General features: G+C 58.8%; 20 protein-coding genes. 10 read left to right on the top strand and 10 right to left on the bottom strand.

Translation table 11 applies throughout. The features are described 5' to 3' along the window. Window positions 1-221 precede the first annotated feature (221 nt). Entirely contained in the window at window positions 222-611 is a 390-nt protein-coding gene (locus DA915_RS08935; protein ID WP_161974088.1) for a hypothetical protein, read from the bottom strand. Here DA915_RS08935 and DA915_RS08930 point away from each other — a divergent pair. Then, window positions 610-2,013 (top strand): L-serine ammonia-lyase, encoded by a 1,404-nt coding sequence (locus DA915_RS08930; protein WP_003508052.1) that lies wholly within the window; start codon window positions 610-612, stop codon window positions 2,011-2,013. The two genes, DA915_RS08935 and DA915_RS08930, sit on opposite strands and share 2 nt — an antisense overlap. 65 nt (window positions 2,014-2,078) lie before the next feature. Beyond that, the gene (locus DA915_RS08925) at window positions 2,079-2,513 is read left to right on the top strand and encodes a DUF1489 family protein (protein ID WP_107675633.1); all 435 of its coding nucleotides are present in this window, start codon (window positions 2,079-2,081) and stop codon (window positions 2,511-2,513) included. 84 nt (window positions 2,514-2,597) lie between these two features. On the opposite strand, the gene DA915_RS08920 is transcribed toward DA915_RS08925, so the two are convergent. The 4 genes from DA915_RS08920 to DA915_RS08900 form a co-directional block, all read right to left on the bottom strand. Next, window positions 2,598-3,206: a transglutaminase-like cysteine peptidase gene (locus DA915_RS08920; RefSeq protein ID WP_003523403.1), complete on the bottom strand. Its 609-nt coding sequence runs from the start codon at window positions 3,204-3,206 to the stop codon at window positions 2,598-2,600. 306 nt (window positions 3,207-3,512) lie between these two features. Further along, a complete protein-coding gene (locus DA915_RS29440; RefSeq protein WP_371412709.1) occupies window positions 3,513-3,734 on the bottom strand; it encodes a hypothetical protein in 222 nt (73 codons plus the stop codon). Between the two features lie 237 nt (window positions 3,735-3,971). After that, window positions 3,972-4,589, bottom strand: a complete 618-nt coding sequence (locus tag DA915_RS08905; protein WP_003508056.1) for a PilZ domain-containing protein — start codon at window positions 4,587-4,589, stop codon at window positions 3,972-3,974. Window positions 4,590-4,772: 183 nt separating this feature from the next. After that, window positions 4,773-5,315, bottom strand: coding sequence for a PAS domain-containing protein (locus tag DA915_RS08900; protein WP_192886449.1), 543 nt, complete (start codon window positions 5,313-5,315; stop codon window positions 4,773-4,775). A gap of 354 nt (window positions 5,316-5,669) precedes the next feature. Here DA915_RS08900 and DA915_RS08895 point away from each other — a divergent pair, with 354 nt between their 5' ends. Further along, a complete protein-coding gene (locus DA915_RS08895; RefSeq protein ID WP_020811297.1) occupies window positions 5,670-6,407 on the top strand; it encodes a rhomboid family intramembrane serine protease in 738 nt (245 codons plus the stop codon). A 154-nt stretch (window positions 6,408-6,561) separates the two neighbouring features. Then, window positions 6,562-6,996: a CBS domain-containing protein gene (locus DA915_RS08890; protein ID WP_003508059.1), complete on the top strand. Its 435-nt coding sequence runs from the start codon at window positions 6,562-6,564 to the stop codon at window positions 6,994-6,996. Window positions 6,997-7,048: 52 nt separating this feature from the next. Here DA915_RS08890 and DA915_RS08885 read toward each other — a convergent pair whose 3' ends face one another. From DA915_RS08885 to folE, 4 genes are all read right to left on the bottom strand, one after another. Beyond that, window positions 7,049-7,378 carry a hypothetical protein gene (locus tag DA915_RS08885; RefSeq protein ID WP_107675631.1) on the bottom strand — a complete coding sequence of 110 codons (330 nt, stop codon included), beginning with the start codon at window positions 7,376-7,378 and terminating at the stop codon, window positions 7,049-7,051. Between the two features lie 68 nt (window positions 7,379-7,446). Continuing rightward, entirely contained in the window at window positions 7,447-8,385 is a 939-nt protein-coding gene (locus DA915_RS08880) for a patatin-like phospholipase family protein (protein ID WP_003508061.1), read from the bottom strand. 95 nt (window positions 8,386-8,480) lie between these two features. Next, on the bottom strand, window positions 8,481-8,933 hold the full coding sequence (hisI, locus tag DA915_RS08875) for a phosphoribosyl-AMP cyclohydrolase (RefSeq protein ID WP_107675630.1): 453 nt from the start codon (window positions 8,931-8,933) through the stop codon (window positions 8,481-8,483). 124 nt (window positions 8,934-9,057) lie between these two features. After that, window positions 9,058-9,684, bottom strand: a complete 627-nt coding sequence (folE, locus tag DA915_RS08870) for a GTP cyclohydrolase I FolE (RefSeq protein WP_003495569.1) — start codon at window positions 9,682-9,684, stop codon at window positions 9,058-9,060. Window positions 9,685-9,967: 283 nt separating this feature from the next. On the opposite strand from folE, the gene DA915_RS08865 reads away from it, so the two are divergent. From DA915_RS08865 to thrS, 4 genes are all read left to right on the top strand, one after another. Then, window positions 9,968-10,414 carry an iron-sulfur cluster assembly scaffold protein gene (locus DA915_RS08865; RefSeq protein WP_107675675.1) on the top strand — a complete coding sequence of 149 codons (447 nt, stop codon included), beginning with the start codon at window positions 9,968-9,970 and terminating at the stop codon, window positions 10,412-10,414. A gap of 3 nt (window positions 10,415-10,417) precedes the next feature. Then, window positions 10,418-10,777 carry a membrane protein insertion efficiency factor YidD gene (gene yidD, locus DA915_RS08860; protein ID WP_107675629.1) on the top strand — a complete coding sequence of 120 codons (360 nt, stop codon included), beginning with the start codon at window positions 10,418-10,420 and terminating at the stop codon, window positions 10,775-10,777. Beyond that, window positions 10,774-11,298 (top strand): DUF1697 domain-containing protein, encoded by a 525-nt coding sequence (locus tag DA915_RS08855; RefSeq protein WP_060724314.1) that lies wholly within the window; start codon window positions 10,774-10,776, stop codon window positions 11,296-11,298. The genes yidD and DA915_RS08855 overlap by 4 nt, the downstream gene beginning before the upstream one ends. A 126-nt stretch (window positions 11,299-11,424) precedes the next feature. Continuing rightward, complete coding sequence (gene thrS, locus DA915_RS08850; protein ID WP_107675628.1) at window positions 11,425-13,428, top strand: threonine--tRNA ligase; 2,004 nt, start codon at window positions 11,425-11,427, stop codon at window positions 13,426-13,428. Between the two features lie 158 nt (window positions 13,429-13,586). Here the strand turns inward: thrS and DA915_RS08845 are convergent, their stop codons facing one another. Next, window positions 13,587-14,567 carry a hypothetical protein gene (locus DA915_RS08845; RefSeq protein ID WP_080864241.1) on the bottom strand — a complete coding sequence of 327 codons (981 nt, stop codon included), beginning with the start codon at window positions 14,565-14,567 and terminating at the stop codon, window positions 13,587-13,589. 109 nt (window positions 14,568-14,676) lie between these two features. Here DA915_RS08845 and DA915_RS08840 point away from each other — a divergent pair, with 109 nt between their 5' ends. Together DA915_RS08840 and DA915_RS08835 are read left to right on the top strand one after the other, a co-directional pair. Continuing rightward, window positions 14,677-15,258 carry a nitroreductase gene (locus tag DA915_RS08840; protein WP_060724317.1) on the top strand — a complete coding sequence of 194 codons (582 nt, stop codon included), beginning with the start codon at window positions 14,677-14,679 and terminating at the stop codon, window positions 15,256-15,258. Then, window positions 15,258-15,869, top strand: a complete 612-nt coding sequence (locus DA915_RS08835) for a flavin reductase family protein (protein WP_107675627.1) — start codon at window positions 15,258-15,260, stop codon at window positions 15,867-15,869. Before DA915_RS08840 ends, DA915_RS08835 begins: the two co-directional genes overlap by 1 nt. The last annotated feature ends 79 nt before the right edge of the window (window positions 15,870-15,948 follow it).

Here is a 15,948-nt window from a genome sequence, read left to right as displayed (position 1 = left end):
CGGCCTTTCAAGGCGCGACGCTTCAGTGGAAGAAATTCGACTGCAACGTGTTCGGTCGCGAGGGTTTTCAACAGGCGTTTGTAGGAAAGCTTTACATAACGGTTACACTTTAGCCTAAATTGCGGCGAAGCCCGAAATGACGTCTTTTTGCGTGCCGCGCTAACACCTTGTTTTTTCACATACCTATGCACGGGGCGAATGGCAGCCCATCGAAAACGCCTTCATTTAGCCGCTTTTTGCATTTGCGTTCGCCGCCGGATTTTAATAAATGCTTGCCTCAACGGGCCGGGTCTTGAAGATCCCCCGGAGAGTGAATAGCTGGAGTAATCATGGAAGAAACCGCTCAGAAATCCTGCTGGGGCGTCACCTTGCGCGCACTTGCAGGCTTTGCCGCTTTTCTCGCATTGACGTACATTTTTGGCAGCCCATAAGCATCTCTCCTGAATGACGGGTTTTGAAACGGCGCGGTTTTCCTCTGGAAACCGTGCTGTTTTCGTTTCTGGGACGCTCATGTCGCAGCTGCGCAAACCGCTGACGCTCTTTTGTGGCGATCCGTTTCGGCTTTGGATATGATGATGCAGGAATCCATTCTTATTCAGGGCGAACTTCATGTTTCTTTCGGTCTTTGACGTCTTCAAGATCGGTATCGGTCCTTCGAGCTCCCACACGATGGGGCCGATGACGGCTGCAAACCGCTTCCTGGCGCTGATCCTCAGCGATGAGTGGCCGCGGCCGGCGGGTGCAGCCGTTGCGCAGCTGAAGGTCAGCCTGCATGGCTCTCTCGCCTTTACCGGCATTGGCCACGGCACAGGGCGTGCCGTCATTCTGGGCCTCACCGGCGAGCGGCCGGACCTTGTCGACCCCGATGCGATGGACGCCATTATCGATGCGGTGGAAAAGGCAGGCACGGTAACGCCGCCCGGCCATCCGTCCTATGAGTTTCGGCCCGCAGAGGATCTGATCTTCGACAAGAAGAACCCGCTGCCCGGCCATGCCAACGGCATGATCTTCTCCGCCTTCGACAATCAGGGCAGGCTGCTCATCAAGCGCATCTATTATTCCGTCGGCGGCGGTTTCGTCGTGACCGATACGGAACTGGAGGCGATCAAGCAGCGCGGCAAGACCATCGATAATGGTCCGCGCGTGCCTTATCCCTTCGGGACGGCGCGGGAAATGCTTGAGATGGCGGCCCGTTCCGGCCGCACCATCGCCCAGATGAAGCGCGCCAATGAGGAGACGGTGGTTTCCCGCGAAGAGCTGAACGAGCGCCTCGACCAGATCTGGGAAGCCATGAACGGCTGCATTGAGCGCGGTCTGAAAGTGGACGGCATCATGCCTGGTGGCCTGAAGGTGCGCCGCCGCGCCCGCTCCATTTACGAGAAGCTGAATGCGGAATGGCGCAGCAACCGGCTGAACCCTGTGATGGCCAATGACTGGCTGAGCGTTTACGCCATGGCCGTGAACGAGGAAAACGCCGCCGGCGGCCGCGTGGTGACCGCGCCGACCAATGGTGCGGCAGGTGTCGTTCCGGCGACCGTCAGATATTTCCGGCATTTCCACGAGGATGCGAGCGTCGACGACGTGCGCGACTTTTTGCTGACGGCGGCCGCCATCGGCGGCATCATCAAGCACAATGCCTCGATTTCAGGCGCGGAAGTGGGCTGTCAGGGCGAGGTGGGTTCGGCTTCCGCGATGGCGGCGGCGGGTCTCGCCGCGGTCATGGGTGGATCGCCGGAACAGGTGGAAAATGCCGCGGAGATCGCGCTCGAGCATCATCTCGGCATGACCTGTGATCCGATTGCCGGGCTTGTGCAGGTGCCGTGCATCGAACGTAATGCCATGGGCGCAGTGAAAGCGGTGACGGCAGCCTCGCTGGCGCTAAAGGGCGACGGCCAGCATTTCGTGCCGCTCGACGCCTGTATCGAGACGATGCGCCAGACCGGCAATGACATGAGTGAGAAATACAAGGAAACCTCCACCGGCGGCCTTGCCGTGAACGTTGTGGAGTGCTGAGCGGGCAGGGCGTCCGGCATGGTTGCCATGCTTGACGCCCGCTGCAAAAAGGCATTGATAGAACCATGCCTTTACATCTCATCAAACTTTGCGTCGGTGCGGATTCAATCCAGGACTTGAGAGACTGGGTCGCGCATCGCGCGCTGACCGCAATTGCCGCAGGCCTTGAGCCGCACAGTGTTCACACCACCCGGATGATCCCGAAACGGGTCGAGGAATTGCTCGAGGGCGGTTCGCTCTATTGGGTCATCAAGGGGCAGGTACAGGCGCGGCAGAAACTTCTCGATATCCGCTCCTTCAAGGGCGAAGACGGTATTTCCCGCTGTGACCTCATTCTCGGCCCGGAGGTTATCGAAACCTCACCGGCGCCGAAGCGCCCGTTTCAGGGCTGGCGTTACCTGAAGGACAATGAAGCGCCCCGCGATCTCGGCGGCGGCACGGGCGGCGAGGACATGCCTTCCGATCTCAGGCGTGAACTGGCCGAGCTTGGTCTGCTCTGACGCCTGACGGATGAAAATGAAAAAAGCCGGCCCCTTTTAGGGAGCCGGCTTTTTTCGTTTGGGGAGACGGGTTGTTTTCTGGCTTCAGTTGATGCCGCCGACCGCGGTGGTGGCGCGACCATCCTGAATTTTGACCCAGCGGCCGGGGTTGGCGGTGTCCTGACGCTTCAGGTAGGTATATTCGGTTTCCGACCAGTTCATGACCTTGTTGCGCATGTTGTCGAGAACGAAATCGCCACGATCGGTGCGGACGGTCAGAACGGCATGGCCTTCGCCATTCGGCTGCAGAACGACCGTGATCAAGAGGTTGGAGGCGGAGAAGCCCTTGTTCATCAGCATCTTGCGCTTCAGAAGCACGAAGTCTTCGCAATCGCCCACCGTGGTGGGATAGGCCCAGCGCTCTTCGACGCCATAGATTTCCATGTCGGTCATCGGCGTGATGGTGGTGTTGACGGTGTAGTTGACGTCGAGCATCGTCTTCCAGCGCTCTTCGGTCAGTTTCATCGGGCCGTTGTCCAGCGATGTCGGCTGGCATTCGCTCTGATAGGTCTGGCAGAATTCATAGTGGCCGATTGGCGGATTGGCCTTGCCGATGACGCGCATGACGGCGGCCGGCGACGCGCTTGCCTGATGCGCGAAGGCGCTGACGATGAATGCGATCAGAGTGAAAACGAAACGGTTGTTCTTGTTCATTGCTTGTCTCCCCGTGTTGAGGAGACATTCGCAGGTATATTTTGACCCGGCGGAAATTTGCGAAGCGCAATTTGAGCTTAAATTTCAGCAAATTAGCCGTTGTTTTGAACTGTATTCGAGTTAGTTTTTATGCGTGTTTGAAGCAAATTTTATTACAATTTTACGCATCTCACCCTTAGGCTTTTGGTAGCCATTTAGGCCCCTGTATTGAAAGCAATTTTCGGCACGGGGGTATTTCCGGAGCGCTGTACAGCCAGTTGGCGAACGGTACCGCAGGCGTGGATTTCTCGTTTTGGGATGGCTGTTTCAGGCTGGGACAGGCCGGAAAAAGCGGCAAAAAAAACTTCTAAAAAACTGCATTTTTTCTGGAAAAAAGTTTTGCGGGTCGATTTTCGTGCCGTGGATGATCTGATCAAGGGCGCGACATGTTCCGCCGCGCTTATCCTTTTGCCGAATATGGTGGACCGATCTGCCGCACAGCTGTCCCTGGTAGTTACGTTTTCCGACCGGCACGCTGAGCGTGCGCAGGATGTCGTGCGCGGTCAGGGCATGAAAATGGAAAAGTTCGGCAGCGAGAAGTAGAGAATGGAGCGCCGGAAGCTATCCGCGGCTCGTGAACCCGATACAGCCGCGAAGGACAAAGCATAGACTGCCAAACTGCGGTCCGGGAATCGTCTCAATCATGCGACTAGGTTGAGCGCAAAGCACGCCAAATGCCGCACTTATTCGTACGGGCTCAGAACCTGCCGCGTTTGGTGAAGCGTCCTAGAGAAATTCAATCAGTGCGTCGGGCGACTGGACGCGGTCGAATTCGACGGCGACGCCTTCCATGAAATGGCGCACGATCTTGCCGCTCATGTTCTTGCCGAGCTGGACCCGGCTTCCGAGCGGCGGCCGGTTTTCGATCTCGATTGCCGCACCCGACAGGGAAAGGTCAATCAGTCGGCAGGCGACAAGCACGCCGTCTTCCAGAACAAGCTGGGCTCTCGCGTTGCGCGGCGTCAGGCGGTCGTGACGGCGGTCTTCCGGCAGGCCGAGCAATTGACGCTTGGCGATCCATGCCAGCTGGGCGGCGAGTTTTTCCCGCTTGCGCTCCGGCGCGTTGATGGCGATGAGGAAGCCCGATGCGGTGAGCGATGTCACCGTGCCTTCGATCCGGCCGATATGCTGGAGATAGGCGATGACGCGGTCTCCGTGGCGGGCAATACCCGAGCAGGTGAACTGCGCTCTTTCGGCGGTCATCTCGGTCGCGGTGCAATCATATTCTTCATGGTCGGGCAGCATCAGGCGGCCGGTGAAGGACACACGGACGGCGTCGTCAAGATGAGCTTCCTCAACCGGACGCAGGATTTGGGCGGTGTTGACCGAACGGGACGAAAACATGAGCAGCGCAATTGTAATGATGATGACGCTAAGTTTCTACCTTGCACGAGTTAACAGACTGTATTGTTTAATCTCTACAATTTTTCTGATCGGCAATATCGTTACAGTTCTGACCTATTTTGTTGAGGTTTCGACGCCGTCGCACCTTTTCCAGACGGGTTTGGGAGCGGTGAAACAGGTCGGTCAGCAGCTTTCGGCGCGCAGCGTATCCATCGGATATTCTACGGGCGCGATGTCCAGGCGCAGCAGGCGGCTGCTTTTCATTGACAGATGCTGGATGGGCGCGGCGAATTCGTGTCGCGGCCGCTCCGCAAGCAAGGCCCCGAGCAACCTTGGAGCGGCGTCCGGATCCGTGCGCAGCGGCAGGAGCAACATTTCATATGCCAGCGGTGCGGCGCCATGGCTGTCTTCTGCCTCGAGATCGAAGACCACGGGCAACTGATGATGAAGGATGCCGCGGGCAACGCGGCAGGGGAAGGTGGCATTTGCAGGCTGCCACAGTTCCGAAAACGGGCGATCCCGCAACTCGCGGCCGAAGAGGTCGCAGAGACGTGTGCCGGCAAGGCGGAAGAACGGGGTGTTCTCTCCCTTGTCGGTGAGGATGAAAAGATCGCCCAGGTGATGCTTCAGCTTTGCGGGATCGATGTCCTCGCGTCGAGGGGCCGATCGCTTGCCGCGCAATTCATCCCAATAGGCATATATGTCCAGTCCGGCCATGCTCTTCATAGCATCTCTCCATGTTCGTTTTTGGGACATCATGTCCATCCGAACGTCTGTATTCTGAGGTGTAGCGATTTTCGTGCCAACTCGATTTGTTAAGGTTAACAAAGGGTTGATGTTGAATGGCGGCAATGGCCGTGGCATCGGTGCGGCCATGTCGGGGAAAGCTCCGTCAGCACAATTCGATGGCGCCGCCCGTTATTTTACGGCGGGCCCGCAAGCCGGACCGTCCCTGGCCCGGCGTCTTGACCGATTGCGGTTTGGGCGTCGCGCGCTTCAAAGGCGGGACGGCTTTTTTTTCGTTCGGGCTTCCTATATTGCTCGGGGAACGCAAAATTCGACCAAGACAGGGATGGGATCATGTCCTACGGGGACGGCGAACAGCCGCCGGTTTCGGAAACACCGGAGCCGAAAGACGATACGAGTAATCCCGTCTTCAACCTGCCATCGCTGCTGGTCGGCATACTGGCCGCGCTGATCATCGCTTATGTGGTTCCCGCCTATCTTCTGTCGGAGGAAGGCAATGGCTGGTTCATCTTCACCTTTGGCTTCATTCCGCTGCGTTATGCGGTGCCTTTTTCGCAGCAGGGGCTGGAATGGCTCTGGACGCCGGTGACCTATTCTTTCCTGCATGGCGGCATCGAGCACATTCTCTTTAATGGCTTGTGGCTGATGGCCTTCGGCGCGCCGGTTCTGCGCCGGATCGGAACAGTGCGCTTCGTGCTGTTATGGTGCATTTCCGCCGCTGTTTCGGCCTTTGGTCATGCCGCGTTGAACTGGGGTGATGTGACGGTACTGATCGGCGCATCCGGCGTCGTTTCGGCGCTGATGGGGGCGGCCTGCCGCTTCGCTTTCCCTGCGCGTGGCGGATATAGCGCCTCCTTCGGCCATCTGATGCCGCGGCAGAGCATTCTTGCGGCGCTTTCCAACCGCACGGTGCTGATCTTCACGCTGATGTGGCTGTTCGGCAATGTGCTGATTGCGGTGGGCGTGCCGCTGTTCGGCGATGTCGGCGGTGAAATTGCCTGGGACGCCCATGTTTTCGGTTTTCTGCTCGGCTTTCTGTTCTTCGGCCTTTTCGATCGTCCGTTACGCTAGGCCGATCACGCTCCTTGTCGGCCATGGCGCAAATTTGCTTTCGCACGTCCCATGCGGGATTGCATTCATGCGGGCCTCAGCGCACCATATCTCATGATTTGCAACCGCCGGGGGAGACTGCGGCACTGCGGATCGCTGAAAAGAGGAGGAAGGCATGCCAACATTCGTAAAGGATCTTCTCGACCGCAAGGGCCGGGACGTCGTGACTGTCGGTCCGGAGGTCAGCATCGGTGAAGCGGCGGCAACGCTCAATGCGCATAAGATCGGTTCCGTCGTCGTGACCGACGCCGATGGTGTCGTTCTCGGCATCTTCACGGAACGCGATCTGGTGAAGATCGTGGCGGGCCAGGGTGCCGCTTCCCTCCAGCAATCCGTTTCGGTGGCCATGACCAAGAATGTCATTCGCTGTCATCACAATTCCACCACCGATGAGCTGATGGAAATCATGACAGGCGGACGTTTCAGGCATGTTCCTGTTGAAGAGAACGGCCGCCTTGCCGGTATCATCTCCATCGGTGACGTGGTGAAGGCGCGGATCGGCGAGATCGAAGCAGAAGCGGAGCACATCAAGGCTTATATTGCCGGATGATTTTGCGTCCCGGCGTCAGATGGCTGGAAAAGGTTCAATCTCGGGCCGGGACTCACGCATCGCCCTTGGTAACAAGTCGCCATTGAAGAAAGTCGGCTATTTTCGCCGATATTTCCACGTAGAAGTTTTGCGTCTCATAATCAGAGCAGACAATTTCAACCCGATTGAACTGTGAAATGAATTTGCCGCGGCTGGACCAGTTGCCATCGGCCGCTTCTTTCACGATGACGATGTCGATCCAGGGCTGACCGTCCGCCGACGTAAAGGTGACGTCGTTTGTCCGTTTGAGCTCAGGCTGTCCCTCCAGAAACCCGATCAATCGATTCGTGTCGCACAATATGTTTTTGTCGGTCGGGGGCAGGACTGAGATATACCAATACATGGTCTCACAATCTCCGGGCGTTTCATCTATTCATTCTGGGCTTTGGAGACGTTTTTGAAAGTGGCGTATTAGCGCCGGAACGCCTGCTGCATGCGCTCAAGCTCCGGAATACGGGAGCGCGTCTCCTCATATCCACGATCGATAGCTTCGCTGGCGCGATGGAATTCCGAGAGGCCGATATGGTTGATGCGGGGATGAAGCATCAGATCGGGCGGGTCGCCCGCCAGACGCGAGCGGGAAATCCGGTCCTGAATGATGTTGAAGGCCTGCACCATGACACCCGGCAGGCCGGGACGCGGCGCCGTTTCCACCGGCGGTGTGCCACCGCCATGCGGTGAGGCTGCGTGCTTGACCACGGCGGAACGGCCGAAGAGATCGTAGTTGAGGTTGACGGCGACGACCAGCGCCTGCTCATAGGCGCGGCAGACGGAAACCGGCACGGGATTGACGAGCGCGCCGTCAATCAGCGTGCGGCCGTTGCATTGCACGGGTTCGAAAATGCCGGGCAGGGCATAGGATGAACGCAGCGCGGTAACGAGATCGCCCTGATGGATCCACACTTCGTGGCCGGTGCGCAGCTCCGTGGCGACGGCGATGAAGGGATGATCGAGGTTTTCAACGCGCAGGCCTTCGAGATGCTCCTGCATGCGCTTGGTCAGCCGCATGCCGCCAAAAAGGCCGCCGCCGCCGATCGTCAAATCGAGCAGGCCGGCAATGCGGCGCATCGTCAGCGAACGGGCGAATTCCTCCAGCTCATCGAGCTTGCCGGCGAGATAACAACCGCCCACCAGTGCGCCGATCGATGTGCCGGCGATCATGCCGATCTTCACGCCGGCCTCGTCCAGCGCCCGCAGGACGCCGATATGGGCCCAGCCGCGGGCCGCGCCGCCGCCAAGGGCGAGCGCTATGCGGTGTTTGTCGACGATCTGGGTGACGGGCGGCTCATTGCCGGTGGCTTCGGGATTTCCAGCCGCAAGATGATTGTGACGATTTCCCCATCCCAACATGACCGCACTCCCTGCCAATTCTGTGAAGCTCCGCCCTTATCCCCGGAGCCCGCTATATTGGTAGCAAATTGGTGCGGCCGATGGAAGGTGGCCGTTTATTTGTCCGAATAGGTGGTGGCCGGATCGAAATGGTGGGTGTCGTCGGTGATCTTCGTCACAGCATCGCCATTGGAGAGCTCGACGGTGCGATAAAAGCACGAGCGGCGACCGGTATGGCAGGTCGCATCATGGCCGGCGACGGAGACCTTCAGCCACACCGCGTCCTGATCGCAATCAGTGCGGAATTCCTTCACCGTCTGCAGGTTGCCCGATGTTTCGCCCTTCTTCCAGATCTTGTCGCGTGAACGGCTGTAATAGTGGGCGATACCGGTCTCGAGCGTCAGCGACAGGGCTTGCGCATTCATATGTGCGACCATCAGCAATTCGCCGTCGCGTGCATCGGTAACCACGGCGGTGACAAGGCCGTGGGCATCGAATTTCGGCGAAAAGAGACCTGCGTTTTCGAGCACTTCCTTGTCCGCAGGCGCGGACGGAAACGAAATGGACATGGCTACCCCGGGAGAAAAGCGGAAGGTTTCAGAGCGGCGGGGAAAATGAGATCACTCCGCCACTCCAAAATTTGTCTGAGCATCGGGTTTTCAAAAACCCGCGCTATACTTTTCGGTCCGATGCCTAGCGGTTGCGCACCATGGTCATGAAGCGCACCTGCTCGGCCGGATCGTTCTTGAACGTGCCGGTGAAGCTGGTGGTCAGCGTCGTGGACCCCTGCTTGTTCACGCCGCGCATGGACATGCACATATGTTCGGCGTCGATCATGACGGCCACGCCGCGCGGTTTCAGGGTTTCTTCGATCGATCTTGCGATCTGCGCTGTCATGTTTTCCTGCGTCTGCAAGCGGCGGCCGAAGATTTCAACGACGCGGGCGATCTTCGACAGGCCGAGCACGCGCCCGGCCGGAAGATAGGCGACATGCGCCTTGCCGACGATCGGCACCATGTGGTGCTCGCAATGGGAGAAGAAGGGAATGTCGCGCACCAGCACCACATCGTCATAACCGCCGACTTCCTCGAAGGTCGTGCCGAGCACGTCCTGAACGTTCAGCTCATAACCGGCAAAAAGCTCGCGATAGGCCTTGGCGACGCGCTTCGGCGTATCCAGAAGTCCTTCGCGGGCGGGATTTTCTCCTGCCCAGCGCAGAAGAACGCGCACTGCTTCTTCCGCTTCGGCCTGGCTTGGGCGAGCTTCTGCCACGTCGGGTTTTGCGCCAGCGCCGGGGAAATTCTTCACGATCGCATCCATTCCGTCTCTCCCGATGCGGGTAAAGGCCGCACCTGAATTCGTTTTTCATCGCGAACTCTTGTTCGCAGTTGCTGCTATCTGGTTGTTTTACAGCATTTTGGCAAGACCGATGCTGTTATTTCGGTATCGGAGCCGTTAATTTCATCACGGCTTGATGTCCAGAAAGCTCGTTAGCATATAATGAGAATGAAGGGCAGGAAAGCTTCACTGCGACAAACGCTGTGTTTGAAAAATTTGACCTGTCCTGTTTTTGGGCAATCTTGAGCGCGCCGGGCACCTGACGATGGACGACATCTACAATAATCGCATTCTGGACTTTGCCGGGAATATTCCGCTGACGGGTGTTCTTGAAGATGCCGACGCCAGCGCCGAAAAACACTCGCGCCTGTGCGGCTCTAAGCTCAAGGTTTATCTGAAGGTCGAAGGCGGCATCGTGACGGCGTTTTCCCACGAGGTGCGTGCCTGCGCGCTCGGCCAGGCCTCCGCCTCCATCATGGCGCATCACATCATCGGCGCTTCCAGCGGCGAAATCCGGCAGGCGCGGGATGACATGCTCGCCATGCTGAAACAGGGCGGCGAGGGGCCGACGGGCCGTTTCGAAGATATGCGGGTGCTTCAGCCCGTGCGTGATTTCAAGGCGCGCCATGCCTCCACCATGCTGACCTTTGAAGCGGTGGTCGATGCTCTCGACCAGATCGAAGGCCGGCCGGCTCTCAACGCGGCGGGTTAGGTGATGTGCGGCGAACCGGGCTGCCGGCATCAGCAGACGGCGGAAAAAGCGGGCCGATCCCGCAACTGGGTGGGCAGCTTTGCCAAAACGCCGGGGCGGTTGTTTGGTGTCGGCCTTATCCGGCTTTATCAATTGACGCTTTCCGGCTTCATCGGAAATTCCTGCCGTCACATCCCCACCTGTTCCGAATATGGCTATGAGGCCATCGCCCGCCACGGGCTGTGGGCGGGCGGATGGATGACCCTGTTTCGCGTTGCGCGCTGCGGCCCTGGCGGCACGAGCGGACTGGACCCGGTGCCGGAAGCGCTCGGCAGCACGAGGCGCTGGTGGGCGCCGTGGCGTTACTGGAGCCTGCATCGATGAAGGATCATGTGGCGCTGCTGCACAGCATCGTCCTTGGCGCGGGCAAGCGGCTCATCATGGCCGATCTGCGCGCAATGGCTGAAGAACTGGGATTTGCCGAGTGCCGGACGCTTGTAGCCACCGGAAACCTGGTCTTTCGTGCGGAGGATGCTCCCGTTCGCGAGATCGAGGACAGGCTTGAACGCGCCTTCGAAAAGCGTTTCGACAAACATGTCGATATCATGGTTCGCCCGGCTCGCGACTGGCTGAAACTGGCGGCTGAGAATCCGTTTCCGGATGGCAATCCATCCGATGTCTGCGTTCGGGTGATGCGCGAACCGCTCGGCGAGGACGTTCTCGGATTTCTCGAAAAATATCGCCGGCAGGAGAAGATCGCCGTGATTGGTGGCGATTTATGGATCGATTTTCTGGGAAAGCCGAGCGAGAGCCGGCTTCTCCCGGTCCTGACCACCAGGAGGCTCGGCATAGGCACGACCCGCAACGCCAATACCGTCAATGGTCTCGCGGAAATGCTTCGCTGAACGACCCTTCACCTTTGACTGGAATGGCAAAAGCCTTTATCAGGCTGCCTGTCCGTTTTCAGCGGGCAGATCATTATTCCAACACCACCCGCATTCGTTGGCGGGACTGGACAGGAGCACTAGACGATGTCTGAAGCCATTTCCCTTACATTTCCCGATGGATCTGTCCGCAGCTACGCCCCCGGCACGACCGGCCGCGAGGTTGCCGAATCCATCTCCAAATCGCTTGCCAAGAAGGCCGTCGCCATTGCGCTTGACGGCACCGTGCGCGATTTGTCCGATACCATCACCGATGGCAAGATCGAGATCGTCACGCGTGAAGACAAGCGTGCGCTGGAACTCATCCGCCACGATGCCGCCCACGTCATGGCCGAGGCCGTGCAGGAGCTTTGGCCCGGCACGCAGGTGACGATCGGCCCTGTCATCGAGAACGGCTTCTATTACGACTTCGCCAAGAACGAGCCCTTCACGCCCGAAGATCTGCCGAAGATCGAAAAGCGCATGAAGGAAATCATTCAGCGCAACAAGGCGTTTACCCGCGAAATCTGGTCGCGCGAAAAGGCCAAGGAAGTCTTCGCCGCCAAGGGCGAGAATTACAAGGTCGAGCTGGTTGATGCGATCCCCGAAGGTCAGGACCTGAAGATCTATTACCAGGGCGACTGGTTCGATCTTTGCCGTGGCCCGCATATGGCCTCCACGGGGCAGGTCGGCACCGCCTTCAAGCTGATGAAGGTGGCGGGTGCTTACTGGCGCGGTGACAGCAACAATGCGATGCTGTCACGCATCTATGGCACCGCCTGGGCGACGCAGGAAGAGCTGGACAATTATCTGCATGTTCTGGCCGAAGCCGAAAAGCGCGACCATCGCCGTCTCGGCCGCGAAATGGACCTGTTCCATTTTCAGGAAGAGGGCCCGGGCGTCGTATTCTGGCACGGCAAGGGCTGGCGCATGTTCCAGACGCTGACGGCCTATATGCGCCGTCGGCTCGCCAACACCTATCAGGAAGTCAACGCGCCGCAGGTGCTGGATAAGTCGCTGTGGGAAACCTCCGGTCACTGGGGCTGGTATCAGGAAAACATGTTTGCGGTGAAATCCGCCCATGCCTTTACCCATCCCGATGACGAGGAAGCCGATCAGCGCGTCTTCGCACTGAAGCCGATGAACTGCCCGGGCCACGTCCAGATCTTCAAGCATGGCTTGAAGTCTTACCGTGAAATGCCCGTCCGCCTTGCGGAATTCGGCAATGTCCATCGCTACGAAGCATCCGGTGCTCTGCATGGCCTGATGCGTGTTCGCGGCTTCACGCAGGACGATGCGCACGTCTTCTGCACGGAAGAGCAGATGGCGGCGGAATGCCTGCGCATCAACGACCTGATCCTCTCCGTCTATGAGGATTTCGGTTTCAGCGAGATCGTCGTCAAGCTGTCCACCCGTCCGGACAAGCGCGTCGGTTCCGACGATCTCTGGGACCGCGCCGAAAGCGTGATGCTGGATGTTCTGAAGACCATCGAGGAACAGTCCGGCGGCCGCATCAAGACCGGCATTATGCCGGGCGAGGGTGCTTTCTACGGGCCGAAGTTCGAATATACGCTGAAGGACGCCATCGGCCGTGAATGGCAATGCGGAACGACGCAGGTGGACTTCAACCTGCCGGAACGTTTCGGCGCCTTCTATATCGACCAGAACTCCGAAAAGACGCAGCCGGTGATGATCCATCGCGCCATCTGCGGTTCGATGGAGCGCTTCCTCGGTATTCTCATCGAGAACTTCGCCGGCCACATGCCGCTGTGGTTTGCGCCGCTTCAGGTCGTCGTCGCCACGATCACGTCGGATGCGGACGATTACGGCCGCGAGGTTGCCGAAGCGCTGCGCGAGGCGGGCATGGCGGTTGAGACCGACTTCCGCAACGAGAAGATCAACTACAAGGTCCGCGAGCATTCGGTGACCAAGGTTCCGGTCATCATCGTCTGCGGCCGCAAGGAAGCGGAAGAACGCACCGTCAATATCCGTCGTCTCGGTTCGCAAAACCAGACGTCGATGTCGCTCGAGGAGGCCATTACAAGCCTCGTGGACGAGGCGACGCCGCCGGACGTGAAGCGCAAGCTTGCGGCGAAGAAGCAGGTTGCCTGATAATAGAACGGCCCCTTCGGGGGCCGTTTTTGTTTGTGGGGCAAGGGACGCTTAAAGCTCTCTGAAGTCATCCTCGGGTCAAGCCTGAGGATGACGTGGAGTATGATGGGCCTTCTCAACCGCCCGCGTCGGAAGAGGCAGTGAATGTGCAGCGTCGACTACTCGAAATCCCCGGTCATATCTTCCGGCGCCTGATCTTTCATCAGCACTTCCACATCCGAATCCCGGCCCGACGTGACCTTGAAGTTACGCTGGTAGACCTTTTCCTTGTTACGGGCGATGGCGGTATATTCGCCTTCCGCCAGAACCATGGTCGAAAACGCGCTGACGCTTTCGTTCACCACGTCGCCGCCGCCGTTCAGCACGGACCAGGCCGTATCGGCAATGGCTTCGCCACCCTCTTCGGACACCAGCTTGAGGGTGATCTGCGCGGCCTGGTGCTGCAGCGTCGCTTCGGTCAGCTTGCCGGCTTCCACCTGAATGTCGGCGCGCACCACCGCATTAACGTTGCCGTATTCGGAAACCACGTGATAGGTGCCGGCATTCAGCCGCACGATGGTGTTGGGCTTGATATCGGCCATGACGAGGCCGCGTTCGCCATCCGGCCGGGCGTCCGACGAATAGACGGAAAATTTGAGCTGGGTGCTGGAAATCTGCTTGTCGGACCCTGCGACCGCGTTCAGCACGAAGCCGCCGGCATCGAGAATCAGCACCTGTTTCTGAACGTTGCCAGACGTTGGGATATTGAGTTTCTTGGTGACGCCGGCGCGGCCGAAGGCGACGTTGACGAAATATTCGCCGGGTACCAGATTGAAATGGGCCGAGCCGCCCTCGGAGCTTGCCAGCATCGGCAATTTGCCGTCTGCGCCGGGAATGGGGCTGAAGACGCGCCAGGACAGGCCTTCCTTCACGGCCTCGCCTTCGCTCGTCAGCTTGGCTTCCATGGCGATATCGCGGGCGGTGCTTGCGGGGGCATTGGGTGCGGAAGGGGCGGTGAAAGCGTTGAGTTTCGGCATTTTCGGCGTGCCGCCGAGTTGCTTGAAGTCTTTAAAGGCATCCTGCGAAAAAGCGGCCTGTGATAAAAGGCCAAGCGCAGCACATGCAATGGCCAGACGTGCCGCGATTTTGATTGCCGACATTTTCGATACCGATTGACTTCTTGATTTTCCCGCATCACTTCAAAACCAATGCCATGGCTATTTCAAGGCCCATGTTTCGCGATGACAGCAGAATGGAAGATTTTTGATCATGACAAGTGATATCAAGCTCCTCGATTATCTCAAGGCTCGCCGCTCTACGCCGGCCCTGCAACTTGCCGAGCCGGGACCTTCGAAGGGGCAAATCGAGGAAATCCTGCGCCTTGCCGTGCGCGTGCCTGACCATGGCAAGCTCGCGCCGTGGCGTTTCGTGGTTTATCGCGGCGAGGAGCGTGTGCGTCTCGGTGAAACGGCGCTCAGGATCGCGCTTGAAAAGAACCCGGAACTGGACCTGCAGCAGCAGGAAGCGGAGCGCACGCGCTTCACCCGCGCGCCCGTCGTTATCGCCGTCATCAGCACCGCCAAGCCGCATTTCAAGATCCCGGAATGGGAACAGGTCATGTCCGCCGGCGCGGTGTGCCTCAACGTCATCTTCGCGGCCAATGCCAGCGGTTTTGCCGCGAACTGGCTGACGGAATGGCTTGCTTTCGACCCGGCATTCCTTGCTGAGACCGGCGTCGGCGGGGAAGAGAAGGTCGCGGGCTATATCCACATCGGCTCAACGACATTCCCGCCGGTGGAGCGGCCGCGGCCGGAGCTTGCCGATGTCGTCACCTGGGTCGGGGACGTCTGATGTTCTACACCACGGACACCAACCAGCATGGCCTGCCACATGATCCGTTCAAGGCCATCGTCGCGCCGCGGCCGATCGGCTGGATTGGCTCGAAGGGCAGGGACGGTTCCATGAACCTCTCGCCCTATTCCTTCTTCAACGCGATCTCGGACCGGCCGAAGCTGGTCATGTTCTCGTCCAGCGGCAGGAAGGACAGCCTGCGCAATGTCGAGGAAACCGGTGTCTTCACCGCCAATCTTGTCAGCCGCCACCTGGTGGACCGGATGAATGCGTCTTCTGCGCCTGTCGCCTATGACGTTGATGAATTCTCCCTTGCCGGCCTTACCGCCGTCGGCGGGCGGGTGGTGGACGCGCCTTTCGTCGGCGAAGCGCTGGCTGTTCTGGAATGCCGGGTGACGCAGATACAGCAACTCGGGGATGTCGACGGCAAGCCGACGGATTCGTGGATGGTGATCGGGCAGGTCATGGCGATCCATATCGATGAAACGATCATCCGCGATGGCCGCATCGACATGGGCCTGTCGCGCCCCGTGGCGCGCATGGGCTATATGGATTACTGCGATGGCGGCAGCGATGTATTCCAGCTGCAGCGCCCCTCTACTGCGCCGTAAATATAGTCCTTCTTCGGATGCGGTTAATTTTTATGGTGAACCAAACGTAAACCATTTGCGCCTAGAGTTTTATACATGG

Source organism: Agrobacterium sp. LAD9 (genome assembly GCF_003031125.1).
GTDB classification, from domain to species: domain Bacteria; phylum Pseudomonadota; class Alphaproteobacteria; order Rhizobiales; family Rhizobiaceae; genus Agrobacterium; species Agrobacterium radiobacter.
Note: the sequence above shows the minus strand (reverse complement) of the source record. Positions and strands in the feature narration are given on the sequence as shown.

Bases quoted from the DNA above. Each gene is read 5' to 3' on its own strand.
- hisI (WP_107675630.1), bottom strand. From the start codon at position 8,933: ATGTCCATTTCGTTTCCGTCCGCGCCTGCGGACAAGGAAGTGCTCGAA.
- thrS (WP_107675628.1), top strand. From the start codon at position 11,425: ATGTCTGAAGCCATTTCCCTTACATTTCCCGATGGATCTGTCCGCAGC.
- DA915_RS08865 (WP_107675675.1), top strand. From the start codon at position 9,968: ATGGACGACATCTACAATAATCGCATTCTGGACTTTGCCGGGAATATT.
- folE (WP_003495569.1), bottom strand. From the start codon at position 9,684: ATGGATGCGATCGTGAAGAATTTCCCCGGCGCTGGCGCAAAACCCGAC.
- DA915_RS08845 (WP_080864241.1), bottom strand. From the start codon at position 14,567: ATGTCGGCAATCAAAATCGCGGCACGTCTGGCCATTGCATGTGCTGCG.
- DA915_RS08885 (WP_107675631.1), bottom strand. From the start codon at position 7,378: ATGTATTGGTATATCTCAGTCCTGCCCCCGACCGACAAAAACATATTG.
- DA915_RS08900 (WP_192886449.1), bottom strand. From the start codon at position 5,315: ATGAAGAGCATGGCCGGACTGGACATATATGCCTATTGGGATGAATTG.
- DA915_RS08895 (WP_020811297.1), top strand. From the start codon at position 5,670: ATGTCCTACGGGGACGGCGAACAGCCGCCGGTTTCGGAAACACCGGAG.
- DA915_RS08835 (WP_107675627.1), top strand. From the start codon at position 15,258: ATGTTCTACACCACGGACACCAACCAGCATGGCCTGCCACATGATCCG.
- DA915_RS08880 (WP_003508061.1), bottom strand. From the start codon at position 8,385: ATGTTGGGATGGGGAAATCGTCACAATCATCTTGCGGCTGGAAATCCC.
- DA915_RS08930 (WP_003508052.1), top strand. From the start codon at position 610: ATGTTTCTTTCGGTCTTTGACGTCTTCAAGATCGGTATCGGTCCTTCG.
- DA915_RS08905 (WP_003508056.1), bottom strand. From the start codon at position 4,589: ATGTTTTCGTCCCGTTCGGTCAACACCGCCCAAATCCTGCGTCCGGTT.
- DA915_RS08855 (WP_060724314.1), top strand. From the start codon at position 10,774: ATGAAGGATCATGTGGCGCTGCTGCACAGCATCGTCCTTGGCGCGGGC.
- DA915_RS08840 (WP_060724317.1), top strand. From the start codon at position 14,677: ATGACAAGTGATATCAAGCTCCTCGATTATCTCAAGGCTCGCCGCTCT.
- DA915_RS08920 (WP_003523403.1), bottom strand. From the start codon at position 3,206: ATGAACAAGAACAACCGTTTCGTTTTCACTCTGATCGCATTCATCGTC.
- DA915_RS08935 (WP_161974088.1), bottom strand. From the start codon at position 611: ATGAAGTTCGCCCTGAATAAGAATGGATTCCTGCATCATCATATCCAA.
- DA915_RS08925 (WP_107675633.1), top strand. From the start codon at position 2,079: ATGCCTTTACATCTCATCAAACTTTGCGTCGGTGCGGATTCAATCCAG.
- DA915_RS08890 (WP_003508059.1), top strand. From the start codon at position 6,562: ATGCCAACATTCGTAAAGGATCTTCTCGACCGCAAGGGCCGGGACGTC.
- yidD (WP_107675629.1), top strand. From the start codon at position 10,418: ATGTGCGGCGAACCGGGCTGCCGGCATCAGCAGACGGCGGAAAAAGCG.